Annotated in this window: 16 protein-coding genes and 1 tRNA gene; 12 read left to right on the forward strand and 5 right to left on the reverse strand. The window is 70.0% G+C overall.

The window, feature by feature from the left end; genetic code table 11:
* Window positions 1–38 precede the first annotated feature (38 nt).
* The 3 genes from CLV71_RS05920 (at window position 39) to CLV71_RS05930 (ending at window position 2,727) form a co-directional block, all read left to right on the forward strand.
* A complete protein-coding gene (locus CLV71_RS05920; protein WP_133901572.1) occupies window positions 39–737 on the forward strand; it encodes a hemerythrin domain-containing protein in 699 nt (232 codons plus the stop codon).
* 75 nt (window positions 738–812) lie between these two features.
* Window positions 813–1,400, forward strand: coding sequence for a TetR/AcrR family transcriptional regulator (locus CLV71_RS05925; protein WP_133901573.1), 588 nt, complete (start codon window positions 813–815; stop codon window positions 1,398–1,400).
* Window positions 1,401–1,542: 142 nt separating this feature from the next.
* Window positions 1,543–2,727: a cytochrome P450 gene (locus CLV71_RS05930; protein WP_133901574.1), complete on the forward strand. Its 1,185-nt coding sequence runs from the start codon at window positions 1,543–1,545 to the stop codon at window positions 2,725–2,727.
* A gap of 96 nt (window positions 2,728–2,823) precedes the next feature.
* On the opposite strand, the gene rph is transcribed toward CLV71_RS05930, so the two are convergent.
* A complete protein-coding gene (gene rph / locus CLV71_RS05935; protein WP_133901575.1) occupies window positions 2,824–5,427 on the reverse strand; it encodes a rifamycin-inactivating phosphotransferase in 2,604 nt (867 codons plus the stop codon).
* A 423-nt stretch (window positions 5,428–5,850) separates the two neighbouring features.
* On the opposite strand from rph, the gene CLV71_RS05940 reads away from it, so the two are divergent.
* Window positions 5,851–6,405, forward strand: a complete 555-nt coding sequence (locus tag CLV71_RS05940; protein ID WP_133901576.1) for an RICIN domain-containing protein — start codon at window positions 5,851–5,853, stop codon at window positions 6,403–6,405.
* A gap of 3 nt (window positions 6,406–6,408) precedes the next feature.
* Here CLV71_RS05940 and CLV71_RS05945 read toward each other — a convergent pair whose 3' ends face one another.
* Window positions 6,409–6,609 (reverse strand): hypothetical protein, encoded by a 201-nt coding sequence (locus tag CLV71_RS05945; RefSeq protein WP_133901577.1) that lies wholly within the window; start codon window positions 6,607–6,609, stop codon window positions 6,409–6,411.
* A gap of 215 nt (window positions 6,610–6,824) precedes the next feature.
* Here CLV71_RS05945 and CLV71_RS05950 point away from each other — a divergent pair, with 215 nt between their 5' ends.
* From CLV71_RS05950 to CLV71_RS05960, 3 genes are all read left to right on the forward strand, one after another.
* On the forward strand, window positions 6,825–7,610 hold the full coding sequence (locus CLV71_RS05950) for an ABC transporter ATP-binding protein (protein WP_133901578.1): 786 nt from the start codon (window positions 6,825–6,827) through the stop codon (window positions 7,608–7,610).
* On the forward strand, window positions 7,607–8,476 hold the full coding sequence (locus CLV71_RS05955; RefSeq protein ID WP_133901579.1) for an ABC transporter permease: 870 nt from the start codon (window positions 7,607–7,609) through the stop codon (window positions 8,474–8,476). The genes CLV71_RS05950 and CLV71_RS05955 overlap by 4 nt, the downstream gene beginning before the upstream one ends.
* A gap of 63 nt (window positions 8,477–8,539) precedes the next feature.
* Window positions 8,540–9,550, forward strand: coding sequence for an MBL fold metallo-hydrolase (locus tag CLV71_RS05960; RefSeq protein ID WP_133901580.1), 1,011 nt, complete (start codon window positions 8,540–8,542; stop codon window positions 9,548–9,550).
* Here CLV71_RS05960 and selD read toward each other — a convergent pair.
* The gene (gene selD, locus CLV71_RS05965; protein ID WP_133901581.1) at window positions 9,547–10,542 is read right to left on the reverse strand and encodes a selenide, water dikinase SelD; all 996 of its coding nucleotides are present in this window, start codon (window positions 10,540–10,542) and stop codon (window positions 9,547–9,549) included. The two genes, CLV71_RS05960 and selD, sit on opposite strands and share 4 nt — an antisense overlap.
* A 33-nt stretch (window positions 10,543–10,575) precedes the next feature.
* On the opposite strand from selD, the gene CLV71_RS05970 reads away from it, so the two are divergent.
* The 5 genes from CLV71_RS05970 to CLV71_RS05995 all read left to right on the forward strand — a co-directional run bounded on the left by CLV71_RS05970 (window position 10,576) and on the right by CLV71_RS05995 (window position 15,491).
* A tRNA-Sec gene (locus tag CLV71_RS05970) sits at window positions 10,576–10,671 on the forward strand.
* Between the two features lie 21 nt (window positions 10,672–10,692).
* Window positions 10,693–12,474, forward strand: a complete 1,782-nt coding sequence (gene selB, locus CLV71_RS05975) for a selenocysteine-specific translation elongation factor (protein ID WP_133901582.1) — start codon at window positions 10,693–10,695, stop codon at window positions 12,472–12,474.
* A gap of 221 nt (window positions 12,475–12,695) precedes the next feature.
* A complete protein-coding gene (locus CLV71_RS05980; RefSeq protein ID WP_133901583.1) occupies window positions 12,696–13,889 on the forward strand; it encodes an FAS1-like dehydratase domain-containing protein in 1,194 nt (397 codons plus the stop codon).
* Window positions 13,890–13,899: 10 nt separating this feature from the next.
* The gene (locus tag CLV71_RS50590; protein WP_424923865.1) at window positions 13,900–14,442 is read left to right on the forward strand and encodes a UGSC family (seleno)protein; all 543 of its coding nucleotides are present in this window, start codon (window positions 13,900–13,902) and stop codon (window positions 14,440–14,442) included.
* Entirely contained in the window at window positions 14,439–15,491 is a 1,053-nt protein-coding gene (locus tag CLV71_RS05995; protein WP_133901586.1) for a hypothetical protein, read from the forward strand. The genes CLV71_RS50590 and CLV71_RS05995 overlap by 4 nt, the downstream gene beginning before the upstream one ends.
* A gap of 31 nt (window positions 15,492–15,522) precedes the next feature.
* On the opposite strand, the gene CLV71_RS06000 is transcribed toward CLV71_RS05995, so the two are convergent.
* Together CLV71_RS06000 and CLV71_RS06005 are read right to left on the reverse strand one after the other, a co-directional pair.
* Window positions 15,523–16,524 carry an ABC transporter ATP-binding protein gene (locus CLV71_RS06000; RefSeq protein ID WP_133901587.1) on the reverse strand — a complete coding sequence of 334 codons (1,002 nt, stop codon included), beginning with the start codon at window positions 16,522–16,524 and terminating at the stop codon, window positions 15,523–15,525.
* Window positions 16,525–16,989: 465 nt separating this feature from the next.
* Complete coding sequence (locus CLV71_RS06005; RefSeq protein ID WP_133901889.1) at window positions 16,990–18,003, reverse strand: ABC transporter ATP-binding protein; 1,014 nt, start codon at window positions 18,001–18,003, stop codon at window positions 16,990–16,992.
* Window positions 18,004–18,011: the final 8 nt, after the last annotated feature.

The following is an 18,011-nucleotide window of genomic DNA, read 5'->3' on the forward strand; positions in this document are numbered from 1 at the left end:
GCCTTGTCAATCAAGTGCTTGATGGATAGAGTGGGTGCATGTCAGCCACACCCGGTCCGTCCACCGGCGAGCCGCCCGTCAGGGGTCCGAAGACCTGTGACGCGAGCGGGATGTTCGCTATCCACCGCATGCTGCAGAGGTCCTTCGACGAGGCCGTCGAGCTGGTCGGTGGAGTCCCGGCGGGGGATGTCGGTCATGCGAAGGTCGTCGCCACGCAGTTGAACCTGATCTCGAACGCGCTGCATGCGCATCACGAGGGCGAGGACACACGGCTCTGGGACATGATCGACCAACGCGCGCCTGCCTGTTTCCTCCACGTGGAGCGGATGAAGGTCCAGCACGCCGCCATGCTCGTGCACCTCCAGGCGCTCGACGAGGCGGTGCCCGCCTGGCGTGCCAGTGCCGCGCTCGCCGATGCCGAACCGGTTCGGGTCGCCCTCGCCGGGGTCTCCGCCGCGCTCGCCGCGCACTTCCCCGACGAGGAGGCCAACATCGTGCCCGTCATCGAACACGTCGTCGCCCAGTCCGAGGTGGACTGGTTCGCCAAGCACGGCCGCAAGGCCACTCCCAGGGGGCAGGGATGGAACATGCTGGGCGCCATCCTCGCCGGTCAACCCGACGGCGGCGCCATGTGGCTCAGGAAGCACATGCCCGGACCGGTCGGGCTGATCTGGCGATTCGTCGGCGCCCCTCGGTACGCACGCTTCCGTGCCGCCCTCGAGGGACGTCGACGCTGACCGCGCAACCCGGTCGACCGGCGACCACTACGCTGACCGGCGAGCATCCGACTGGTACCCGTGGGAGGTTGGCCGATGCCGGGTCGCAGGCGTACGGCCGTCGAGGGCGAGCAGCGGCGTGCGCAGATCATCGAGGCCGCCGAGCACGCGATCGCCACGACGGGCTTCGAGGGCCTGCGCGTCCGCGACGTCGCCGACCAGGTGGGCATCAACATCGCCACGCTGCACTACCACTTCCCCACGAAGGAGGCGCTGGTCGCGGCCGTCGTCCAGCGGATCGTCAGCACCCTCGACCGGGTGCCGCTGAGCGACCCCGTGCAAGACCCTCGGCAGATGCTGGTCGACCACGTCGAGCACATCCTCGGTCGCTTCGGCGCTGACCGGAACCTGTTCGTGGTGCTCAACGAGACCTACGCCAGGGCAGACCGGGACGCGGAGCTCCGCGCGGTGCTGCTGGCCAACGACCACGCCTGGGCCGAGTACCTGCGGACCATCTTCGCCGCGGGCCGCGACGCGGGGCAGTTCCGGACGGATCTCGATCCGGACGGAGCCACCGTGCTGGTCATCGGCTTCCTCAAGAGCCTGCTCACCCAGCTGGACCTCACCGCGGAGCGCAGACGCCTGGCCGCCGACGAGATCATCCGCGCCGTCACCGCCCCGTAGACCTCGACGACCGGCGTGTGCTGGTCGTCGCCGTCACGCCTCCCGCACAGGACCGAGTAGATCGTGCGGGCTCATTCGTCCATCAAGTGCTTGATGTGTGTCGTCGGGCTGCCACTTCGACCCAAGGTGGAATCGGACAACCATGACCGCACCGACAGGACCATTCCCCTCCCACGACCCGTTCACGGCGGAGGACCAGGCAGGGTTCCTCCTGGCAACCGGGGCGAAAAGCCCGCTGGCCTGGCTGCCGTCGCTGGACTCGTACCTGGTCAGCAAGTACGAGTACGTGCTGAGGTTGCTCAGGGATCCCCGGCTCACCAACGAGACGATGACCTACCTGTTCGACCGGTTGTCACCCGCCGACCAGGACAGAGTGCGGCACGTCCGCCGTTCCGTCGACATGTGGATGGGCGGCACCACGTCCGAGAACCACGCCCGGTTCCAGAAACTGCTCAAGAGCTCCTTCAGCGTGTCCGCCGTGAACGCCCTGCGGCCCCGCGTGCGCGACCTGACCCACGAGCTGCTGGACGCGGTGGTCGGTGCCGGCCGGATGGACATCGTGGCCGATCTGGCCCTCCCGTTGCCCGCCGACGTCATCGCCGAGATGCTCGGCATGCCGGCGGCCGACCGGGACCTGCTGCGCGTCTGGTCGCGCGACGTCCTGGGGATCTTCCAGCAGGGGACCATGGATCGGCTGCTCGCCGGACAGACGGCCATCGAGGAGATGGAGGACTACCTGCGACCGATGGTCGCCGCGCGCCGCACCGACCCCCGTGACGACCTGATCACCATGTTCACCGAGGCCGAGCGGGACGGCCGGGTGACCGAGGACGAGATCGTCGCCAACTGCGTCATGTTGCTGTTCGGTGCGCACCAGACGACCGCGACAGTGATCACGCACGGCCTGGCGCTGCTGATGCGACACCCGGAGCAGATGGCGTTGTTGCGGGCCGAGCCGGACCGAACCCCGGCCGCTGTCGAGGAGATCGTGCGGTTCGACGGTCCGAACAAGGCGATCGCCAGACGCAGCCTGCAACCGCTGACCATCGCGGGCCACGACTTTCCCGTGGGCCAGAACTTCCTGCTGTCCCTGCAGTTCGCCAACCGCGACCCGGACGCCTACACCCACCCGGACCGGTTCGACATCACCCGCACGGACGACACCCGCCATCTCGGCTTCGGCATGGGCACCTACTACTGCCTGGGCGCCGCACTCGCTCGTGCGCAGGTGGACGAATGCCTGCGGATCGTGCTCGGCCGGCTGCCGGAACTGTCCGAGGGACGGCAGTTCGGCCATCACTACACGCGCCTGCCAGTACGGTTCTGACACAGGGTCGTCCCGTTGGGGACTGTGCCGACGGCACGACTGACCCGGAGGTGCCCGACCCCGAAGACGAGGCCCTGCAAGGCCGCGTGACCGGCCTCACGCGGAGAGGATCTCGACGTACCCGTTCGTCCCGTTCACGCGGATCCGCTGCCCGTCGGAGATCAGGCGGGTGGCGTGCTCGACGCCGACGACGGCGGGCAGGCCGTACTCGCGTGCGATCACCGCGCCGTGGGTCATGAGGCCGCCCACCTCCGTGACCAGGCCGGTGATCGCCACGAACAGGGGCGTCCAGCTGGGGTCGGTGTAGGCGGTGACCAGGATGTCGCCAGCCTCGAGGTCGGCCTGCGCCATGTCGAGGATGACGCGGGCCCGCCCCTCGACGGTCCCGGCGGAGACGGCGAGGCCGACGAGCGCGCCCTCGGGCAGGTCGGCGCGTCGGTAGGTCCCGGCGACGGCCTCACCGTCCGATGTGAACACCCGGGGCGGTGTGAGCGCCTCGTACGACCGGAACGCCTCCCTGCGGCTGCTGACGAGCGCGTCGTCCACCTGGTCGGTGCGCACGACGTCGTGCAGCTCGGACAGCCTGAGGTAGAAGATGTCCTCCTTCTCGCGGAGCACCCCGGCCCGCACGAGGCGCTCGGCCTCACCCAGCAGGGCCTGCTTGTACACGAAGTAGCGGCTCACCATGCCGTACTTCGGGTACTCCCGGTAACCGATGAAGGTGCGGACCCGGTCGATCATCCGCCGGGTCTCCTCGGCCTTCCGCTCGCCGTCCGGCAGTGCCCGCAGGCGCTCCAGCAGCTCGTCGGCCTTCCGCAGCGCCTCCTGCCGCCCCTGCTCGAAGCGCCTCGGGCCCGCGCCGTGCTCGAAGTTCCTGACGTTGCCGAGGATGACGGGCACGAGCGTGGTGGGCCGCTCGCTCCACCTCGGCTTCGTGACGTCGATCTCGCCGACGCAGCGCATGCCGTACCGGTCGAGGTAGCCGACGATGGCGTCCCGTGCCTCCGGCCCGCCGGGGAGCGTGGCCAGCTCGTCGAGGAAGTCGTCGTCCTCGACGCGTTCGAGGAAGGCCACGACCTCGGGACGGGGGCGGATCACGTCGGCGACGTCCAGGAGTGCGAGCCCCATCTCGGAGGTGACGTTGTGGGGGACGGACTGGGTGAGGGTGTCGGCCGCGTTCTTCTCGCCAAGCCACGTGTGCAGCTTGTCGTTGAGCCACCAGGTGGCGTCCATCCCGGCCACGACCACCTGCATGCTCAGTTCGCTGAACTGGATCCGCTTCAGCTCCTGGATGTCCGCCGGGATGAACTCGAGCAGCCCGGTCCCCGACCTGGTGCGGATCTCGCGCTTCAGGGCGGCGACGGAGGCCTGGGAGCGTTCGATCAGCTCGGCGACGATGGCCGGGTCGGTCCCGACCGTGCCCTGCGAGCCGGGCAGCGACCACCCCTGGGGGTCGTCCGGGACCGACGGGATGAAGTCACCGCGTTCGATGACGGTCTCCAACGCGTCCCTGATGAGCGGGTCGGACCGCCCGAGCGCCTCCAGGAGCCCGGAGCGGCCCGCGGGGGAGGACAGGGTGCGGGTGACGTCGACGAACAGCCGCCCGCCGGCCTCGGCCATGGGAAAGGGGGTCGTCAGCTGCCACAGGGACAGCCCGAGGGGTTTCATGGCGTCGGTCATCATCTGCTGGTGACCGACGGAGACGTACACGTGGTTGTCCCCGTCGGTGGTCTCGGGGAGCGGGAAGAGCGTGGTGATCGGCCGGCTCTGGACGACGGAGAACCCGTCGCCGACCAGGCACCACTCGATGTCCTGGGGGTGGCCGAACCGCGCCTCGATCCGCCGCCCGAGCCGTACGAGCCGCACCACCTGCTCGTCGGTCAGCACCGGCCGCTCCCGCGAACCGGGCTCGATCGCCTGCTCGCGCGTCCCACCTCCCGGCACGGCGTGGATGGCGAGCTGCTTGGCGGCGACCGTCCTGTCGACGACGTCGCCGTCCCGCACCCGGTACACGTCCGCGTTCACCAGACCGGAGACCAGTGCCTCGCCGAGGCCGAAGCCGGCCTCCACTGTGGACACCTTGCGGTTCGACGTGACGGGGTCGGCCGTGAACAGGATGCCCGCGGCGTCCGAGAACACCATCCGCTGCACGACGACGGCCATGTGGACCCTGCGGTGGTCGAAGCCGTTGCGCAGTCGGTAGGTCACGGCCCGCTCGGTGAACAGCGAGGCCCAGCAGCGGCTGACGTGCGCGAGGACCGCCGAGGGGCCGACGACGTTCAGGTACGTGTCCTGCTGGCCCGCGAAGGAGGCGGTGGGCAGGTCCTCGGCTGTCGCGCTGGATCGGACGGCGTAGGCGCCCTCGCCGAGCGGCCGGGTGATCGCCGCGGCCAGGTCGTCGGGGATGGGGGCCTCTTCGATGCCGCGGCGGATCTCCGCGCTGAGCGTGTGGATCGCGTCCCCGTCGCCCGGTGTCAAACGTGACAGCCGGTCGAGCTGGTCATCGATCGTCTGTGCGATCACGCGCCGGAAGGCGTCCGTCGTCACGCAGAAGCCGGGCGGGACCTGGATGCCGTCGATGCGCGAAAGCTCCCCGAGATGCGCGCCCTTGCCCCCGACCAGGGCGACCTGCGTCCGGTCGATCTCCGTCAGCTCCAGCACGTAGCGGTCGGGCGGCACATCGCCTTCGGTGTCAGGCATTTCGCTGGTTCCCCCTGCGTGGTTCGCGGTGTGAGCCGAGAATTCTGCGGCAGGACCCGGGTCTTGCCGCAAGCCCCCCGGCGTGCTGTACATTGATCATGGCGGGGAGTGCGACTCCTTGCCACTTTTGCTTTCCTGGCCCGGTGGCGACTACGAGGTGGCGGCCGTGAACAGTCAACCCACACACGCGGCCACGTCGCCGGCGTCGGTCCGCCGCTGACCCCGACCCTTCCGCGTCACACCGAGAACCGGCCACAGCACCCGAAAGGGCAGCGGATTCGCGCCGAAGTACCGACCCATGGCCACTGCTGTCGAAAGCCCTGCCGGACCTAGGTTCTTCGGCGTCTACTTGGGACCGGAGCCGGGACGACCGTCGAGAAGTGACGGAACCCGCCGTTCCCCACGCAGCGAAGGGAGGATCCCGTGCAGAGGTTCCGCGTGGTCGCGGTGCTCGCGGGCACCGCGGCGGCCCTGGTCTCGTTCGTGCCGGGCGCCGCGGCGACCGGCCTTCCCCAGGGCCCCTACGAGATCTACAACGACAGCCATGGCGCCCACATGTGCCTGGACGTGCCGGGCGGCAACCCCGCCGGTGGCGCCAGGATCCAGCAGTGGGACTGCTGGGGCGGGGACATGCAGAAGTGGTACGCCGAGTTCACGGCCTACGGCGCCGTAGGCGAACCCGCCTACTTCCGCTACCGGAACGTCGCCACGAACAAGTGCCTCGACATCCCGGGAGGCGACCCGGCCAACGGCGTCCAGGTCCAACAGTGGGACTGCTGGGCAGACGGGTCGGCCGGGCTGATGCAGCAGTGGCAGGCGCTGCCGATGGACCCGTCGAGCACCCACGTGATGCTGAGGAACCGCCTCACCCGCAAGTGCGTCGACATCCCGGGCGGCGACCGGAACCCCGGCGTCATCGTGCAGCAGTGGGACTGCTGGGGCGGGGACATGCAGACGTGGCGGGAGGAATGGCCGTGACCGTCACACCGTTCCGTCGGGCCGCCGGTACTCGCCCCGAAAGGCGCTGTACAGCCCGAAGTGCATGAACATGCCGAACCGGTCGTCGCGGTATGCCCTGGTTCTGGCGGCGGTGAACACGTCGTCGACCGCGTAGTTGTCACCGGGTGCCGCCTGGGCGGCGGGTGGCACGAGGACTGGGCCCACCCAAGCCAGGAGGGCCACGAGAAGTAGTCTCATCGCAGGGGAATGCATGGAGCCACCAACTCCTTTGTTGTCGCTCCGGCACCAATACATCGGATGTATATCGTCCCGTTCCTACACGTCGCTCGGCCTGTGTCGCAAGACTGCGAGTGATCGGACGTGTACTCACGCGCACTAGTCAGTGCTACTGTGTACTGGTAGTCAGTGACACTGAATAGTGGAACGGAGGGGTGCGCATGACGACGACCCGGGCCGGGACCGTGATCCACGTGCGGGGACTGGAGAAGTCGTACAAGGGCCTGCACGTGCTGCGCGGCGTGGACTTCGATGTGGTGCGGGGCAGCATCTTCGCGCTGCTCGGTACCAATGGCGCGGGCAAGACCACGGCCGTGAAGATCCTCTCGACGCTGCTCGGGGCGGACGCGGGAACGGCGAGCGTCAACGGCTTCGACGTCGCCACGCAGGCAGGGGACGTGCGGGAGTCCATCAGCCTGACGGGTCAGTTCGCGGCGGTCGACGAGATCCTCAGCGGCCGGGAGAACCTGGTGCTGGTCGCGAAGTTGCGGCACCTGAGGGATCCTGGCGGGATCGCGGACGAACTGCTCGACCGCTTCTCGCTGGTGGACGCGGCCACGCGCAGGGTGTCGACGTACTCCGGTGGCATGCGCCGCCGCCTCGACATCGCGATGAGCCTCATCGGGGAGCCGCCGGTCATCTTCCTCGACGAGCCGACGTCCGGACTCGACCCGCAGTCCCGCGTCGAGGCGTGGAACAGCGTGCGAGAGCTGGCAGGGCGCGGCACGACGGTGCTGCTCACGACGCAGTACCTGGACGAGGCCGAACAGCTCGCCGACCGCATCGCGATCCTCCACGAAGGACGAATCATGGTGAACGGCACCCTGGCCGAGCTCAGGGCGCTGCTCCCGCCGGCGAAGGTCGAGTACGTCGAGAGGCGGCCGACCCTCGAGGACGTCTTCCTCGCGCTCGTCGGTACCACGTCGAAGAGTGGGGAACGAGCGTGAACAAGCACTTCCCCGGCGACACCACAGTCCTGTTGGGACGGTCGCTGCGGCACGTCACCCGCAGTCCGGACACCATCATCACGACCGCGGTCATGCCGATCGCCATGATGCTGATGTTCGTCTACGTGTTCGGCGGCGCGATCGACACCGGGTCGGACTCGTACGTGACCTACCTGCTGCCCGGCATCCTGCTCATCACGGTCGCGTCCGGCATTTCCTACACGGCGTTCCGGCTGTTCATGGACATGAAGGGCGGCATCGTCGAACGGTTCCGGTCGATGCCGATCGCGCGTTCGTCCGTGCTGTGGGCACACGTGCTGACGTCGCTGGTCGCGAACCTGGTCTCGCTCGCCGTGGTCGTGCTCGTCGCCGTGCTCATGGGCTTCCGCTCCGGGGCGGGAGTGCTGACCTGGCTGGCGGTCGCGGACATCCTGGTCCTGTTCACCCTGGCGCTGACGTGGCTCGCCGTCATCCCCGGCCTCACCGCGAGGTCCGTCGACGGCGCGAGCGCGTTCTCCTACCCGCTCATCTTCCTGCCGTTCCTCAGCTCGGCGTTCGTACCGACCGACACCATGCCCGGCCCCGTCCGCGCCTTCGCCGAGAACCAACCGGTGACCTCGATCGTCGACACGATCCGCCGCCTGTTCGCGCGACAGCCGGTCGGCACCGGCATCTGGGTCGCCCTCGCCTGGTGCCTCGGCATCCTCGCCGTCGCGTACGTCCTCGCCATGACCACCTACCGCCGCAAGACCGCCTGGCGCGAACGTCCGGGCAGGAAACCGCTTCTGTCCGGACGACCCGAGGGTGACGAACCTGGGCGAGGCCCGCGAGAGCCCGCCTCCGCCGACGCTCCTCCGCGTCTTTGACGACCCCCACCGTGGCGTGTGATCGTACTATACGATATACGTCACGGTGTGACTGGAGGAGCGATGGATCTCGTACCTGGACCGGCCGAGGTGGCGGGCGGTGTCTGGAGTGTCGCGTTGCCGTTCCCCAATCCGCTCGGGTTCGCGTTCTCCTATGTGGTGCCCGTGGCGGGCGGCGTGGTGGTGGTCGACGCCGGATGGGACTCCGACACGTGCTGGGAGGCGTTCCTCGCGGGCCTCGCCTCGGCCGGTGCCGGCCTCGACGACCTGGTCGGCGTCGTCATCACCCACGTCCACCCCGACCACTACGGGCTGGCCGAGCGGATCCGGGCCACCACCGCGGCGTGGATCGCGGTGCACCCGGCCGAGCGGCCCAGGATCGCGGCGGGGGAGCACGACCGCGAGCGGGCGATCACCGACATGGCCGAGTGGCTCCGGCAGGCAGGGGCACCCGCCTCGGAGTTCGCCGAGCTGGAGTCGGACGCAGCGGACATGAAGGCACGTATCTCCATGGTGGTCCCGGAACACGACCTCCTCGACGGTGACGCGGTGCCCGGCACGGACGGCTCGCTCATCGCGGTCCACACACCCGGCCACACCCCCGGTCACCTCTGCTTCCACGACCAGCAGCGACGCCTGCTCTTCACCGGCGACCACATCCTGCCCCGCGTGACGCCGAACGTCTCGAAACGCCCGCAGTCCGACGTGGACCCGCTGCGTGACTTCCTCGCCTCGCTGCGCAAGGTCGGCGGGTACGGCGACGTCGCGGTGCTGCCCGGCCACGAGTGGACGTTCCACGGCCTCGACGACCGCCTGGACTACCTGCTCGCCCATCACGAGGAGCGGCTCACGGAGATCGAGGCGGCGGTCGGCGCCGGTGCGGGCACGGTGTGGGAGGTCGTCCGCGCGGTGACGTGGTCGCGGCCGTTCGAGCGCCTGCGTGGCCGCGCCCGTCGCTCGGCCATCGGCGAGACGTTCTCGCACCTCTACCGGCTGGCCGCCGCGCAACGCGTCCAGTGGGTGCCGGGTTGTCCGGACCGCTGGCTGCCCGCCACCACGCCGCCCGCCCTCTAGCGGACGCGCACCGTGATCCCGGGGGAGGGGGCGGCGAACTCGCCGATCACGACCCCGCCCGGGACCTCGCCCGCGACGAGCAACCCGCCGGAGGTCTGGGCGTCGGCCAGGAGCAGGAGCGTCAGCTCGTCAGCGGTCCCGGCGTCGAGCTGTGGGCGGACCCAGTCCAGGTTGCGCTTGGTGCCGCCGGAGACGAAACCCTCCCGCGCGGAGTCCACGGCGCCGTCCAGGTAGGGCACGGCGTCAGCGTCGAGGAGGGCCGTCACACCGCTCGCCCTGGCCATCTTGTGCAGGTGGCCGAGGAGACCGAAGCCGGTGACGTCGGTGGCCGCCCGCACGCCCGCGTCGAGCGCCGCCTTCGACGCGTCCCGGTTCAGTGCCACCATCGACGCCACGGCGTGCGGGAACGTCTCACCGGTCTGCTTGTGGCGGTTGTTCAGCACGCCGACGCCGAGCGGCTTGGTGAGGCTGATCGGCTGCCCGGCGACCGCGGCGTCGTTGCGCAGCAGGCGGTCCGGGTGCGCGGTGCCCGTGACGGCCAGGCCGTACTTCGGCTCGGGGTCGTCGATCGAGTGCCCGCCGGCGAGGTGGCAGCCCGCCTCGCCCGCGACCGCGAGCCCGCCGCGCAGGACCTCCTTGGCCAGCTCGGCGGGCAGCAGGTCACGCGGCCAGCCCAGGAGGTTGACCGCGAGGATCGGCCTGCCGCCCATGGCGTAGATGTCGGACAGGGCGTTGGCCGCGGCGATCCGCCCCCAGTCGTAGGCGTCGTCCACCACGGGGGTGAAGAAGTCCGTCGTGGACAGGATCGCGGTGTCGTCGTCGAGGCGCACGGCCGCGGCGTCGTCGCCGTGGTCGAGCCCGACGAGCAACTCGATGTCGGTCGGGCCGGTGCCGAGGAGGCCACGCACCATGTCCTCGAGCTCGCCGGGCGGTATCTTGCACGCGCAGCCGCCGCCGTGTGCGTACTGGGTGAGCCGGACGGTCGTCGTCATGCCAGAAACCTTACGCTGATATAGTCTCTATTCGGAGGCGTACGTGTTCCTGGTGGGCGCCGCGGTCTTCAAAACCGACGTGGCCCGGTATCCGGGCCAGGCAGGTTCGATTCCTGTCCGCCTCCGCCACCTCTCCCGAGGGATCGCCGCATGCATGTTCTCGCCACCGCGGGCCACGTCGACCACGGTAAGTCAACTCTCGTGCGCGCGCTCACCGGGACCGAGCCCGACCGGTTCGCCGAGGAGCGCCGCCGCGGCATGACGCTCGACCTCGGCTTCGCGTGGACCACCCTGCCCGGCGGCGAGACCGTCGCGTTCGTCGACGTCCCCGGCCACGAGCGGTTCATCTCCACCATGCTCGCGGGCGTCGGCCCGGTGCCCGGCGTGGTGGTCGTGGTCGCGGCCGACGAGGGCTGGCGGGCGCAGACGAGTGAGCACGTCGAGATGCTCGACTCGCTCGGCGTGCGGCACGGCCTGCTGGTCGTCACCCGCGCGGACCTGGCCGACCCGGCACCGGCGCTCGCGCACGCCCGCGACCGGCTCTCACGCACGTCGCTCGGCCAGGTCGAGGCGGTCGCGGTCAGCGCGGTCACCGGTGCGGGGCTGGACGACGTGCGGGCGGCCCTGTCGCGGCTGGTCGGCGCGCTGCCCCCGCCGGTGACCGACGGCCGCGTGCGGCTGTTCGTCGATCGCGCGTTCACGGTGCGCGGCAGCGGCACGGTGGTCACCGGGACGCTCGGGGCGGGCACCGTGCGGGTGAATGACCGGCTGCTGCTGGCGCCCGCGGGCACCGAGGTGCGGGTGCGTGGGTGCGAGTCGATGGGGGAGCGGCACGACGAGGTGGCGGCGGTGGCGCGGGTGGCGGTCAACCTGCGTGGGCTGCCGGTGGAGGAGGTCCGGCGCGGGCACGTGCTGATCACGCCGGACAGCTGGGTCAGCACCCAGGTCGCCGACGTGCGGCTTGCGTCCCTCGACCCGGCCGACCTGCCCGGGGACCTGTTGTGGCACATCGGTTCCGCGGCGGTGCCGTGCCGGGTGCGGCCGCTGGGGGAGGACACCGCACGGGTGCGGCTCGCGACCCCGCTGCCGCTCGAGCCGGGCGACCGGGCCGTGCTGCGTGAGCCGTCGAGCCGGCTGGCGACCGGGGTCGTCGTGCTGGACGTCGATCCGCCGTCGCTGCGCCGCCGGGGCGCCGCGCTGGACCGGGCGATCGAGCTGGAGGACGCCACCGGGGCGCCGGACGTGCTGGCCGAGGTCGCCCGCCGCGGTTGTGTGACCAGGACCCGGCTGGCGGCGCTGGGGGTACTGCCGGTGTCGGAGCCCGCACCCGCGTCGCTGGTCGAGGTGGGTGAGTACCTGATCGACCCGACGACGTGGCAGCAGTGGGGCAAGGACCTGGCCGAGGCGGTCGACGCCCACCGGTCGACGGCGCCGCTGGAGCCCGGCCTGCCGACGAAGTCCGCCGCCCGGGTGATCGGCACGACCGACCTGCGGCTGGTGGAGGCGCTCGTGCGGGGGGCGTCGCTCGTGTCCCGAGGCGGGCGGATCGCCCGGCCGGGTACGTCCCCGGGCTTCTCGAACGCGGCCCGCCGCGCGCTGGACGAGGTGTGCCGCAGGCTGGACGCGGACCCGTTCGACGCGCCGAGCATCCCCGAGCTGTCCGAGGCGGGCCTGACGAGGGAGATCCTGGCCGCCGCGGCTGCCGCGGGCATGGTCCTCCGGCTGCCGACCGAGGTCCTCCTGCACCCGACGGCCCCCGCTGCGGCACGTGACGTGCTGGCCGGTCTCCCGCAGCCGTTCACCCTGTCCGACGCCCGTCAGGCCCTGAACACGACCCGCCGGGTGGCGGTCCCGTTCTTCGAGTACCTGGACGCGCAGGGCGTCACCGTCCGCGTCGACAGCTCCCTGCGCCGCGTGAACCCGGTGCACTGAAGGACGCCTTCCTAACGCCCAGCGTTACGAAGGCGTCCTTCAGTGCACCGGGGTCGGGGGCCGAGCGCGTCTGCCGCACCCGATGACCGGGACTTCGTCACAGTGTGGGGCCCTTCTCCTGAAGCCTCTAAAGTTATAATATAGCGTCTACGATAGCCGCTGCGATGCCGTGGGTTCGAGTCGACGGCAGGCGTACGGGCGCATGGTGACAGGGAGGTCTGATGAGCGACGACGCGAACCCGGAGTACGGCAAGATCACTGATGAGGCGGTGGCCAGGCTCAGGGCGCGACTCGGCAAGCGGTACCCGATCCAGCAGCCATACCTGCGTTTCGTGAACCAGGACAGCATCACCCACGTGGCCCGCAGTGTCGGCGACGACAACCCGCTCTACGTGGACCCGAAGTACGCCACCACCACGCGGTTCGGCCGCCTCGTCGCACCGCCGGCGATCTACTACGCCGCCGCGTGGGGCAGCTGGGACCTCCGCCGAGGGCAGGGCCTGCCCGGCGTGCACGGCCTGCACTCCGGCGACCAGTGGCGTTACTTCCAGCCGCTGTACGAGGGCGACGAGATCCACGCCACCAAGGAGCTGGTCCGCGCCGACCCGATGGAAGGCCGCCTCGCGGGCAAGAAGATGTACATCCAGGCCGACGAGATCCGCTTCTACAACCAGAAGGACGAGCTGGTCGCCGTCCAGATCATGCCGGTCATCCGCGCCGAGCGCGAGGAATCCAAGAAGCGCGGCAAGTACACCAAGATCGAGCGGCCCACCTACTCCGACGAGGACATCGCCCAGATCGACGCCGAGCTGGAGGCCGAGGTACCGCGCGGCGGGACCCCGAGGTACTGGGAGGACACCGAGATCGGCGAGGACACGAGCCCGGTCGTGAAGGGCCCGCTGACCCTGCCCGACATGGTCACCTGGCTGCAGGCCATCGGCTCGCCGCACGTGCGCAGCGGCAAGTACTGGCAGCAGTACCGCAAGTCCTCGCCGAAGGTCGCCGTCAAGGACCCGGAGACCGGCGTGCCCCAGGCCGTCGAGCGCGTGCACTGGGACAACTTCATGGCCGCCGAGATCGGCATGCCCGCCGCCTACGACTACGGCTCCCAGCGCGGCGGCTACGCCACCTACTACGCCACCAACTGGGTCGGCGACGACGGCTGGGTGGCCGAGCTGGACTTCCAGTACCGGGGCATGTTCTTCAACGGCGACGTCTTCCGCATCAACGGCAAGGTCGTCGACAAGTGGCGGGGCGCCAAGACCGGCACCGGCTACGTGAAGGTCGAGTTCCACACCATCAACAACCGCGGCGACGACATCATGCCGGGCACGGGAACCTTCGCGCTGCCGTCGCAGAAGAACGGGCCCGTCGAGTTCCCCGTCGACGTCCGCGAGGACGGCCGGGCCGAGTAGGAGAAACCCTATGACACTGCACGTGTTCCGGCCGGTCCCGCCGGACGACCAGCAGCTGCTCCAGTTCGCACCCCGGCTGGACACGTTGCGTGGCAAGCGGATCGGGTTCATCGGCAACCTGAAGCCCAACTGCGACGTCCTGCTGCACACCACCGAGGACCTCCTCGGCGAGCGGCAGGCGATCGCGGGCACGGTCTACCGGGAGAAGGCGAGCTGCAGCAGCGGCGCGCCCGTGCCGATGCTCGACGAGATCGGGCGGACCTGCGACGCGGCCGTCGTCGCCCTGGGCGATTGAGGCTCCTGCACGTCGTGGAGTGTCCATGACGCCGTGGAGTTGGAGAAGCGCAACCTGCCGACGGTCACCATCGTCGGCGAGACGTTCCGGACGATCGCCGACTACGAGAGCGAAGGCCTCGGCCTGCCAGGACTGCCGCTCGCGATCGTCGAGTACCCGATGGGTGGCGTGCCCACCGAGGAGGCCGTCGCACGTGCTCACCGCGCGTTCGACCAGATCCTCGCCGGCCTGACCGTGCCCGTCGAGCGGAGGTCATGATGTCCTCGACGGACAAGGAGATCACCGGCGACCCCATCGCCTTCGACGACGTCGAGGCGATGGGGGAGTCGTTCTACGACGAGAAGTGGACCGACGGCCTGCCCGTCCTCGCACCGACCGCCGAGCGGGTCGAGGCCATGCTCGGCGGTCGCGACGGCGGCGAGCTGCTCGGCACCATGCCGCCGCGCTGGCGTCGGGCGCACGTGCACCACGTCGCGGTCAACGCCGTGCTCGCGGGCTGCCGACCGGAGTACTTCCCGGTGGTACTGGCGGGGGTTCGGGCGATCCTCGACCCCGCGCTGAACCTGTACGGGGTGCAGGGCACGACCAACCCGGCAGGCGTGATGCTCGTCGTCAACGGTCCGGCACGCACGGAGCTGGACGTCAACAGCGGGCACAACCTGTTCGGCCAGGGCTGGCGCGCCAACGCGACGATCGGGCGCGCCATCCGCCTGTGCATGATCAACATCGGCGGCGGCCTGCCGGTCTACGGCGACATGTCCACGTTGGGCAACCCCAACAAGTACGGGTCGTGCATCGCCGAGAACGAAGAGCTGAGCCCGTGGGAGCCCTTCCACGTCGAACGCGGGTTCGCCGCCGACCAGTCGGTGGTCACCGCGGCCGGTGTGACGGCGCCGCAGAACATCGCGATCCTGTCCCAGGACCCGATCGCGATCCTCGACGGCATCGCGGGCGCGTTGATGAGCAGCGGGTCCAACCTGGTGCTGTTCACCGCGCAGCCGCTCGTGGTGATCGGGCCCGTGCACGCGACCCACCTGGCACGCAACGGCTACGACAAGAAGTCGATCCGGGAGTACCTGTGGGAGAAGGGCACGATCGACATCACCGGTGTCGGCGGCACCGACGGCAAGGCGATGCGTGAGTGGAAGGCACGGTGCTACCACGTCGACGGTGACCGGGAGATCATGCGGCCCACCGTCACGCCCGAGGACATCGGGCTCGTGATCGCGGGCGGCAAGAGCGGCCCGCACAGTGCCGTGCTGCAACCGTTCAACATCACGCAGCTGGTGAGCAAACCGGTGGAGTGACAGGGAAAGGGCCGCGAGGGGCGGCCCTTTCTCATGTCCTGGAAGCCTCGGCCACCGACGCGAAGTGGCACGCCGAGGGATGCCCACCGTGATCGACCAGCTCCGGCACCTCCTCGGCGCACCTGTCCGCCGCCTTCCAGCACCGGGTGCGGAACGCACAGCCCGACGGCAGGTTGGACGGACTCGGCAGGTCCCCTTCGAGAAGGATGCGCCGCGACGCGTCCCGCTTGGTCGGGTCCGGGATCGGCACGGCCGAGAGCAGTGCCTGGGTGTACGGGTGGGTGGGGCGCTCGTAGATCTCCGACTCGTCGCCGATCTCCACCATCCGCCCCAGGTACATCACGGCGACGCGGTCGGAGATGTGGCGCACCACCGAGAGGTCGTGCGCGATGAACACGAACGCGAGCCCCAGGTCGGCCTGGATGTCGGCCAGCAGGTTGATGACCTGGGCCTGCACGGACACGTCCAGTGCCGACACCGGCTCGTCGCAGACGATCACCTCGGGGTCCAGCGCCAGTGCACGCGCGATGCCGATGCGTTGGCGCTGGCCGCCGGAGAACTGGTGCGGGTACCTGTCCACGAAGGACGGATCGAGACCGACGCGCTCCAGCAGCTCGCCCGCCTTCACCTTGTGCTTGGCACGCGGGACGATGCCGCGGTGGATGGCCCACCCCTCGGACACGAGGTCGCCGACGGTCATCCTCGGGTTCAGCGACGCGTACGGGTCCTGGAAGATGATCTGGATCTTCCTGCGGACCTCGCGCAGCTCGCGCCGCGACATCGTGAACACGTCCCTGCCGCGGTAGAACACCTCACCCGAGGTCGGCTCGTCGAGCCGCAGCAGCGTCCGGCCCAGGGTGGTCTTGCCGCAACCCGACTCACCGACCAGACCGAGCGTCTCACCCTCGTGCAGCTCGAAGCTGACCCCGTTGACCGCCTTCACGTGCCCGGTCGTCCGCCGCACGCCCTTCCCCTCGCGAACGGGAAACCACTTCACGACGTTCTCGACCCTCAAAATGGGCTCAGCGCTCATGGTTCGCTGCGCTCCTTCGCTACCTGCCGTCTTCCCTCGTCATGTGCTCGGCGTTGGCGCGCCTGCGTGCGCTCGTCAGTCCAGGCGGCGGATGCTTCGTCGTTCCGCTCTGTGTTCATGGTTCGCTGCGCTCCTCCGGCACCCGCCGTCTTCCCTCGTCACGTGCTCGGCGCTGGCGCGCCTGCGCGCGCTCGTCAGTCCAGGCGGCGGATGCTTCGTCGTTCCGCTCTGTGTTCATGGTTCGCTGCGCTCCTCCGCTACCCGCCGTCTTCCCTCGTCACGTGCTCGGCGCTGGCGCGCCTGCGCGCGCTCGTCAGTCCAGGCGGCGGATGCTTCGTCGTTCCGCTCTGTGTTCATGGTTCGCTGCGCTCCTCCGCTACCCGCCGTCTTCCCTCGTCACGTGCTCGGCGCTGGCGCGCCTGCGCGCGCTCCTCAGTCCAGACGGCGGACGCTCCGTCGCTCCGCTCAGCGCTCACCCTTGACCACCTCCTCGCCGTAGTGGCACGCCGTCCGGCGACCAGGGGCGACCTCGACGACCTCCGGCCGATCGGTCACGCACAGCTGTGTCGCGAGTGGACACCGCGGATGGAACTCGCACCCGGACGGGATGTTCGACAGGTTCGGCGGCGCACCGTCGATGGCCTCCAGGCGCCCGCCCTTCTGGTCCGCCCGGGGGATCGACCGCATCAGTGCCCGCGTGTAGGGGTGCGCCGGGCTCTCGAAGATCCTCTCGATCGACCCGTACTCGATGCCCCGCCCCGCGTACATCACGACCGCGTGGTCCGCGACCTCCGCCACGACTCCGAGGTCGTGGGTGATGAGCACCAACCCCATCCCGAGGTCGCGACGCAGCTCCGCCAAGAGCGCCATGATCTGCGCCTGCACGGTGACGTCGAGCGCGGTCGTCGGCTCGTCGGCGATCAGCAGGTCCGGCTCCAGCGCGATGGCCATCGCGATCATGACTCGCTGGCGCATCCCGCCGGAGAACTCGTGCGGGTAGTCGTGAACCCGGTTGCGTGCGTTGGGAATCCGCACCCGGTCGAGCAGCTCGACCGCCTTCGCGGTCGCGTCGGACTTGGACAGGCCCCGATGCACCCGGAACAGCTCCGCGATCTGGAACCCGACCGTGAACACCGGGTTCAGCGCGGTGAGCGCGTCCTGGAACACGATCGCCATCCGCTCGCCCCGCACCCGCCGCATCTGCTTGCGGGACAACCGGAGCAGGTCCACCTCGTCGAACAGCACCTCGCCGCCCGTGACGTACCCGGGCGGCGACTCGATGATGCCGAGCACCGCCCGCGCGGCCACCGACTTGCCCGACCCGGACTCGCCGAGGATCGCGAGCGTCTCGCCGCGGTCCACCGCGTAGGACAGGCCGTTGACCGCGTTCGTCAGGCCGTAGGAGGTCCGGTACTCGACCCGCAGGTCGCGGACCTCCAGCAGCGGCGCGGCCCGGCCCGTGTCGTCGGGGCTGCTCACGGCGTCGT

The organism is Actinophytocola oryzae, from assembly GCF_004364325.1.
Lineage (GTDB): Bacteria > Actinomycetota > Actinomycetes > Mycobacteriales > Pseudonocardiaceae > Actinophytocola > Actinophytocola oryzae.